The sequence below is a fragment of the Bdellovibrionales bacterium genome (genome assembly GCA_019750295.1).
Classification (GTDB): Bacteria; Bdellovibrionota; Bdellovibrionia; order Bdellovibrionales; family JAGQZY01; genus JAIEOS01.
On the sequence record JAIEOS010000115.1, the window covers coordinates 1 to 7,251 of the forward strand.

Here is a 7,251-nt window from a genome sequence, read left to right on the forward strand (position 1 = left end):
GCCATCTCGTCTTCTTCGCCAGGAAACCACGACTGAATGAGTTCCACCATATTGAGAGACGCCGGGTATTTTAAACTTTCCATAATTCGATGAAAGAGAATCCCGCGGCGCTTGTTGACGAAAGAATTTCTATAACTATTTCCTTCGAAAAACGACGGGGATTCTTTCTTAAGATCGATGGGCTCCACTGGAGTTTGGAAGCGAGTCCATTTTTCGTTGTAAGGAGCTCGCAAAGGAATTTGAATTTTAGGAATCGAAATATTCTGCGAATTGCCGCTTTCGCCAATGTGATGAACTAGATAGGTGTAGCTGTTCTTCGTGTGCTGTCCGGGTTCGCTGGTAAAGCCCGATAAAAACCGTGCCGGAGATTTTTTTCCGGGATCCTGATTCCAACTTAAATAAAGTGATTTCCGTGCTCGCGTAAACGCCACGTAAAACACGCGAAGACTTTCCTCGTCCTCTTTAAGGTGACTTTGTTTAAGAACTCGCGATTCAAGGAGAGATCCATAAGTCTGCAAATCGGTGCTGCTCGGCGTGCGAATCGCAAATATCTTACGATCCTCATCCACTATGAACTGGAGATGATTTTCTTGAAACGGATTCTCATGCAGGAAAGGCAAAAACACATAGTCGAACTGTAATCCTTTGGAAGCATGGATCGTCATCAAGTTAATTCGTTGAGTCTCGACCGCACTCGGTAAATCCTTTGTCCGCTCGAGCTCTGCGGCTCTCTGGCAATCATTGATGAACTTCACAAAATTGGCGCCACGCTCCTTTTCGAACTCCTTCACGAGATGCACAAACTTCCAAAGGTTACCCTCGATGCGACCTCCCTCGTCCGTCATGAGGTGGGTGTCGAAAAATCCCAATTCCAAGAGGCATTTTTGAAAAGCGGCAGTGATACCGATCTCACTCTTTAGTGCGAGCTGTTTGCCAAATCTTTGACCCATTTCGCCGAGCGAACCATTGAGAAGGGCCTCTTCCACAGTTTTCCAAACGGAGGCCTTACGATTTTCAATCCATTGGATCAACTTCTGCTCGGGAATGGCCAGATAAGGTGATCTCAGGAGAATCATCATCGTGTTATCGTCATGCGGATTTACGATGCATTTAAGCAGCGCCATCGCATCCTGAACTTCGCGACGGAGCCAATAGGATCCTGTCGAATGAATCAGATGGGGGAGATTCCAACGAGTGAGAACTTCACTGAGCTTTTGAAGCTGCGCATTTTTTCTCACTAAAATGGCGATGTCTTTAAGATCGACTCCCTTATCCCACAAATTACGAATGTGCTGGGCGATGGAATCCAACTCAAGGGCCTCCGCCTCTGACTTCTCTTTAATCCCCTGAACAATCGTAAATATCGCCGACGGCTGATCGCTCGAAGGCGCCAAAGCGGGCTTCATGGGGGCAAAGTGTTCTCCGAGCTCCTGCGAGACGTCATTGATAAATCCGAGGAGTGAGGGTTCGGAGCGCCAATTGGAATCTAAGAATTCAATTTTTCCCTTGTTGGACTTGGCCCACTCGATGCGGTCGAGAAAGACCGCACTGCGCGCCCCACGGAATAGATAAATACTTTGCTGAGGATCTCCCACAAAATAGAATGGCTTACCGCCCATGAGCGCATCTAAAATTTCGATCTGTATCGGGCTAGTGTCCTGAAATTCATCGATCAGCCAGTAGTCGATCTCTTTAGAATACGTTTGAGCCGCATCGGGAAAATTCCGAATCATTTTTAATGAGAACTGAGCCAAATCGGAAATCTGTAGTTTGTTGAGCTTCTTTTTTTCTTCAAATAACTGGTCCTGGTAATCGCGAAGCAGATCGTAAAACAAATGATTCAGTCGAATATGAAACTCAAATTGCCCGGGGTCGTAGGCCGGCTTACACAAAGTTTCGAGATCTTTTAAAAGTTCTTTGAGATCCGCGAAAAGCTCCTCAGAGGCGGGCTCTTTTTTAGACTTTAAACCCTTAGTATCGAAATGCTCCAAAATTTCGGATAACGACGACTGTTTCCAATCTTCTTTTCTTAAAAGTAAAGCGACCTGGGAGAGAACTTGCTCCGCCTCCGTCCAGCGTTCGGACAAATCGGCTCCCTGAATTTTTTCAACCAGACCCTCCGTCTTTTTTCGAATTGTCGCGAGTTGCTCCGCCAAAAACTCTTTAAGTGTGTCGGTATCGATCAATTTATAGTTATCAATGTCCGTGAAGACCGCTTCACTGAGAAGATTAAGAATTTGGTAGAAAGAAAAATAAACTAAAATTTCCTTATGAACCTCATTCGATTCAATCACTCGTTTAAGGATCTTCTTCGAAAGCGTTTTTGCATCGGCAGCGGAGATATAAGAAAAGTCGGCAGACAGCCCAATCACCGTACCGTGCTTTTTTAGAAATCCGTCGAGAACGGCGTCGATGGTACTCACCCGCAACAGATTTCTTGAGGTCACAAAATCGACGAGATGGGGCTTCTCTTCCATAGCCAGATGTAACAACCTCTCGTTGAGCTCCTGTGTGGCCTTGCGGGTAAATGTGGTCACTTGCAGTGTGGGCCAGCGCTTGTGTTGCGTAAAAAACTGATCGGCCACATCCATCACTTTATGAGTGAGGTGATAGGTTTTTCCCGCACCCGCTCCGGCACGAACCGCATGGGTTACGAAAGATGTGGGGCTCGACATAGCAACCTCCAATCACACGTTTCGCAAAGCTTAATGTCTTTGGGAATCGGTCTAAAATCACCCTCTTTAACGTGACGTAATGCTACTGCAATCGAGGACTTCATTTCCTGCCACACGCTCTGTTTATCATCTTCGCTGACAGGCTTTGTGGCCATAAAACTATTTGCACAAGCGTCCAGAACGAAACCCTGACCTCTCTGCTGATCTTTTAAAAAGAGATAGAAAGCGGCGCCCACTTTGCGGTCCAGCCATCCTTCAATCACACCTTCTTCAATCACCATGGCGTAGAGAGCCAGTTGAAACTGATCATTCCCCGCCCAGTTTTTAAAAGATAAAATACCTGCCGACTTCGACGCCTTGTAATCGATGAGCCCAAGATATCCTTGAGGATCCTCGTCCACACGATCAATTTTTCCTCGGAATGCCAGAGAGTTGTCACTCACCGGTTGCGCGGTAAGAAGAATGGTATCGTCCTGAGGAGTAATAAATCCTTCGATGGATTGCTCGAGCGCCACCGGCTTGGTCTGCGGATACTGCCGGCGCCACTCCTTTTCAGCCTGAATAAAACGGGTTATTAATTGAAGATGGCGCGGTTTTTCTAATCGCCAAAACTCTTGATGCTCCCCCGCCACTTCATTTTCGCGACTGGCTTCATCGTAAATCGACGAGAGCTCTTCGTTTGTTATCTCCAAGCTGGGATAACGCTCCACCAGAAGTTCAAGCACTCGGTGCATCAGACTTCCTTGGTACATCGGATCGATATCGAGATCGTAAACATGACTCTCGGAAAGGCTTAGAATTTTTTCGGCGTAAAATTTAAAAGCACATTGAGAAAGTTTTGTGAGTGAGGTCGCCGAAACGCTGGGCCTCTTCGTGGAAACCAACCCCTTCATCCAAGGGACTTCCGGGTCTCTCACCAATCGCTCGGTCATAACGCCTTGATCGGTGGTGGACATCTTGAGCTCACTATAAATGTCCTTGGGGGGTTGCCGCATCACCTCATCCCAACGTGATAACATTCCCGTCTGGAGAATTTGATTCTCGGGGTTCAAACTTTCCTTAAGCCAATAGCCCGAAGTCATTTGCGGCTCACCATTGGCATCCGTTTCCGATCGGCTCAACAAAATCGAAGACAGATTCTTCGTCAAGAGCCAGGATAGATCAAATTCTTTTTTCTGAGACTCCGTTTGATTCAAATAAAAGCCCAGGTCTCTCTGTATGGCCCAAATGTCTTTGTTGGTGGCCGGTGATTTAAACTGCTCGCGCAGAGAAACCTGTTGGCAACCGAGAACAATCACATGACTGATATCGGCCCAGTCCGAAGGCGCAAGATTGTTCACCCAGATTCCCTCTTTTTCTGGAGCCTGTATGGGAATTTCGAGACGACCTAAGAAGAGCTCTAAATACTTTACCCAAATTTCCCAAGGCCATCGCCACTGAGGTTCGACATCGGAAAAAATATCATCAGAAATTCGATCGATGAGCTTGGTATCTGGTCTTAACCAAAGCGCGTAGGCTTTATCTAAAAATTCAACAATCGAGTACGTGGGCGCGAGATCCTCGCCGAATTTCATCTGGAGTAAGCTTTTCGCTTTTTGCTCATCGTAAACGCGAGAAAACTTTTTTTGGAAGTCCTGATATTTAATCGTACTAAGATCTGGATCGACTGAGTTAAAGAGAGTTCCTTCTAAATGGTTTTGATCAAACTCGTTCTGGTGCAAATGAATTCGTGAAAGCCAAACTTGAACCTCAGGCAGAGATATAGCGCGCGCGACATAGGATTTATTGGCTGCGACACCTTCGACGAGTAAATGTGAGCGCAACATATTCCAATAATCTTCGATAACGGGACTGACGACGGCGATATGCTGAGGCTTAATCCCACTCTCCAGCCACAGTCTCACTTGAGCCACTGCCACTTTCACTTCGCGAAGTAAACTGGAGGACGACGAAAGTGTTTTCGTCTGAAGTTTTGACTGAGGCGAACTCTCAGGCTTTTCACTGGTTGAAGCCGCTGCTTTAATTCGATCGTAAATTCCAAGGATGCGCTGGAAATCTTCAGCTGGACTCAACTGAGGAATAAGTACCATCACCTCTAAGGAAAGAGACATTTTGAGAATCAGTTCGAGCTCGAGATGATTGACGTCTGTTCCGAGATCAAAAACATAGCGAGATCCGCTGGGGTAAAGGAGGTCCTCATGTTGGAGCAAAATGGCGGGACACCAGGCCCGTGTCACCCATTTTTGCTCCGACAGTAGAGACCAAAATCGCTGCGCCAATTTCCACCACCCCGAAAGTCGTCGCTCCAGTTCGGGATCCATGGCTAACCATTCCTCAAACAAATTTTCACTTTTCGAAGAAAGTATCGGAAGAATTTGATCGAAAAAGTTATAGAATGCCTCAATATCTTTATACTCGAGCGGAATCGCTTCGCGGTTAAACCAGTCTTCAAGTAAAATATAGATAAAATTATCGCTAACGACTTTCCATTGCGGATAGTTGATTGTAAAAAGCTTTAACCACAGCTCGCTGGCCCGCTGAACAGATTGACCCGCAATTGTGGTCTTTAATTTTAAACCCTCTTCCTGAATGTAACGGCGAGCCTCGATATGAGCCACCACCCAAGAGTCTTGCTGAAACCGCGTGAGCAAGTCGCGCTTTTGATCTGGATTAGAAATAGAAATCGTTCGCAGCATACGTAGAAGGTACCAGTTACCTTTTGCGGAAGCGATGTGTAAAAAACCAATTCGGTTTTTTTTACACATCGCTTCCGCAAAAGGTAACTGGTACCTCCTAGCGGCGCTGCTTGAGTCCACGGCGGGCTTCGCGCTGTTGGAGTTTACGCGCTTTGCTCATGCTGAAAAAATCACCGGTGGAGAGATTGAAGCCAAAGTCTGCGACCAGTTGCACGACGTAGCGGCGATCTTCGTCTTGCCCGGGATACTCACCCATCTCTACTCCATAGGTTGCGGCATCCACCTGGAGGAACCACAAATCCAAGGTGGCTCCCGCCGTCCAATACCCTTGGTTGAGACCCCCACGTAAAATAAAGAGGGGGAACTCTAGCTCCACACCCGCGTGGACTTTTTTTCCGAACTGAATGTCGCTTCCATTTAAATATTTATACTCCAGTGCGGGCCTGATGATAAAAGCCGAAAAATCTTTTTCAAATCCCAATCCTACATCCATCTGATCAGGAAGACTGGCAGGTTTTGGATTATCAGCAGAAATATCAAACGAAGTGTGCCCTACATTTTTCCATACAAATCCGATGGTAGGATTCCAGTCCACGGGAAACTTAAGTTTTGCTCCGATATCCGCACTGTAGCCCGTGCCCTTACGCTTAAACTGGCTTTCCAAAACATCAGAATCTAAATACGCGATCGAGGAAGCTCCAATACTTCCGCTCCCCGCATAGCGCGTGGCTCGCTTAAGTAAAAAACCAAAGTCAAAATACTGCGGAACGAGTTCTACGCCCCACCCCAAAAATGCACCGTATTCGGCAAAATAACCAGGTTCAATTTGCGGGTAGGCGGGATTGGTCACCGTCAGTCCCGCATTGCTCGACCCATAGGCTCCAATCGTTAGGGCTTTAAAGTTCACGGACGTCATAAAATCAAGGCGAGCCCATACGGGTTTATCATACATTTGATTTACAACACTCGCCACATCATCGGAGTTGTCGAAAAGATCCTGATACTCATCAAACGAATCAATTCCATTAATTCCGAGAGTTAAACCAGAAATTCTCCATTGAAAATCATTATGCGTCGCAAGTCCCGCCGGATTCACAAAGATAGCATCGTGACCTTTCGCAATCGTTGCGTATGCCCCGCCCATACCCATCGCCCGGGCCGATAAATAATTTTGCACCAGCTCAGCGGCGCTGACCGTGCGTGCAAATAGAAGTGAGAAGACAAGAACTAAGGACAAATGCACGTCAGAAAGTCCCCCGTACACGCTGAGATACCAAAGTCATTCGAGCCGATCACCGCACGCAAGGCGCGCAATTGTAATGCGGTATAATCGTTTTTGTTCGTCACCGTACAAAAAACATTGAGATTGGGATCCAGCGCGCAAAGATCGGTGATCTCAGCAAAGGTATCTGCCGAGATATCCGACGCCACCGAAGAAACACTGAGAATCGAAAGCGCAATCCCCGTTCCCACCTCGCCCACAGCATCATCCGGGAGATCCGCAGTACTGCAATGATCAAAGGATCCATCAGTCACTCCATCGTTATCTGTGTCTGCATAGCGACTGAGAACCGTTCCGACTTTTGTGAGGCTCGATAACCCCATCAAGATGTTTTCATCAGCATTTCTTTGAGTGTGATCTCCAAAAGATTCTAAAATCCCTTGGGCCAGAACACAGTCGGTGATCTTTTCGTCGCTGCCTTCTGGAAAAAGAGCCATGAGTGAACCAAGGATCGCCCCAGCACTCGTCAAGTTTTCAAGATTCGTCAGTAAGTTTACAAAATTTAAACCGCAGCGTCCTGAGAAGGCCGAGGCGTAAATCGTTGCCACATCTCGCTGAGCCAAAAAAGTCGGACCCAATGACTGCATCAAGGTGATCG

General features: G+C 46.9%; 4 protein-coding genes. All 4 read right to left on the reverse strand.

Going from position 1 to position 7,251, the window contains the following annotated elements:
* Positions 1 to 2,675, reverse strand: a 2,675-nt coding sequence (locus K2Q26_14310; protein MBY0316693.1) for a UvrD-helicase domain-containing protein, incomplete at its 3' end; no start/stop codon positions are given.
* Entirely contained in the window at positions 2,651 to 5,440 is a 2,790-nt protein-coding gene (locus tag K2Q26_14315) for a PD-(D/E)XK nuclease family protein (GenBank protein MBY0316694.1), read from the reverse strand. The genes K2Q26_14310 and K2Q26_14315, both read right to left, overlap by 25 nt.
* 28 nt (positions 5,441 to 5,468) lie before the next feature.
* Positions 5,469 to 6,614, reverse strand: a complete 1,146-nt coding sequence (locus K2Q26_14320; protein MBY0316695.1) for a hypothetical protein — start codon at positions 6,612 to 6,614, stop codon at positions 5,469 to 5,471.
* Positions 6,599 to 7,251 (reverse strand): hypothetical protein (locus K2Q26_14325; protein ID MBY0316696.1); only part of this gene is annotated, 653 nt, incomplete at its 5' end. The genes K2Q26_14325 and K2Q26_14320, both read right to left, overlap by 16 nt.

Excerpts from the sequence above, each read along its gene's own strand:
- K2Q26_14315 (MBY0316694.1), bottom strand. The coding sequence starts at position 5,440 with ATGTGTAAAAAAAACCGAATTGGTTTTTTACACATCGCTTCCGCAAAA.